The 1357-nt window shown below is 39.7% G+C and carries 3 protein-coding genes; all 3 read left to right on the plus strand.

The window, feature by feature from the left end; translation table 11 throughout:
* Positions 1 to 210: hypothetical protein (locus KSW37_RS15570; RefSeq protein ID WP_217315359.1), on the plus strand; the 210-nt coding region annotated here is incomplete at its 5' end.
* Between the two features lie 189 nt (positions 211 to 399).
* Complete coding sequence (locus tag KSW37_RS15575) at positions 400 to 669, plus strand: hypothetical protein (protein ID WP_217315358.1); 270 nt, start codon at positions 400 to 402, stop codon at positions 667 to 669.
* Between the two features lie 385 nt (positions 670 to 1054).
* Complete coding sequence (locus KSW37_RS15580) at positions 1055 to 1213, plus strand: hypothetical protein (protein ID WP_217315361.1); 159 nt, start codon at positions 1055 to 1057, stop codon at positions 1211 to 1213.
* Positions 1214 to 1357: the final 144 nt, after the last annotated feature.

Here is a 1357-nt window from a genome sequence, read left to right on the forward strand (position 1 = left end):
ATATGTATATTTATAAACAAGCAAGTTGATATTTATTCACTTGCGAAACTTCAGTTATTTGATACACCTAGGGCAAGTTTGAAAGTGCAGGAGTTCTTGACCAAAGTAGATTTCCTGGCACAGTCACTAAGAAGTGGTAAATCTATAAAAAGAGAGGAGCTTGATGATTTTATTAATGAACTTTGTGAACTGATAGCTCTGGTTGAATAAAAATCAGATCTTCTCTTCCCGTACAATGTGGAAAGTATATCACCACGACTTTTCGGATATGTAGGTTAAACCACAAACAAAAAAAATACGTATTCAATGGAATGGAAAGTAGCGTTCTAGAAAAGGTGAATTGCTAAGCGTTTTAGGGTATGAATGGACTAATTTCATTAAAATAAAATAGAAAATATTATGACGGCAAAAGAATATTGTATAGCCTTTTGTGAAGGCTACTTCTACGCCCAATTAGGCGAGAGACTTACCAATGGTAAAGTGACAGAACATACACTGGACTTAGCTAAGGAAACGGCTCAAACCTGTATGGAGCAACAGATAGCCTATTCTGCTTTTGATGAAAAGCAAAAGCAGGAGATGAAAGAAAACCTTCATGAATGGGCAGATACAGTGATGCAAGGTTTCAAGAAACGTTTACGTGAGAGCGGCAGATTGATAGAATCTTGATGATGCGCCAGCCGACAAACAATCGCAACTCTGTTGCGTAGGAACTTATCGGCAGCCCTTTAGGGCACAGGCTTCGCTGACGATACCAAAACTCTGGCGGAGGCTATAGCGTAGCCAGCTACATCCTCTCGTTCCTGAGGAAAGAGAGGCTTGGTGAGAAAGGTGGAGCTCTCCTTGCAGGAGAGACGGAGAGGTAGAAAAATACCTTCTTTAATGGGAAAAAACGATGCCGGTGAGTGCAATGAAAGCTCGCTTTCAAATTGCCGAGTGCAGCTCGCTTTATCAACAAGGAAGGACGGGATGATATGCATGCAAAGCCATTTTGACAATCATGTGATGTAATCAGAATGAATACAACGAACAAAGGGGAACGACCAAAGACTGGTTGTTTCCCTTTGTTCGTTTAGAGGCAATTGTATCAGGTGTATCTGTCATCAGCGAGGCATTGGGACATCATTCCGAAACCACCACGCAAATCTATCTCAATTCTATCAAATGCCCAGAAGTAGATGATGCCAACGCCAAAATACAGACAGCCCTATAAGCCACAAAAAAGAATAAAAAGAGGGATTTTGTTAAATGAACCAAAATGAACCAATTTTTCAGAATCTTTATATAAGAGATACAGAAAAACCGAAAACTTTCGTTCAATCAACGACTTAGGAAATTATGTGCGAAAAGAATAGTA

It is taken from the genome of Segatella copri (genome assembly GCF_019127135.1).
Classification (GTDB): Bacteria; Bacteroidota; Bacteroidia; order Bacteroidales; family Bacteroidaceae; genus Prevotella.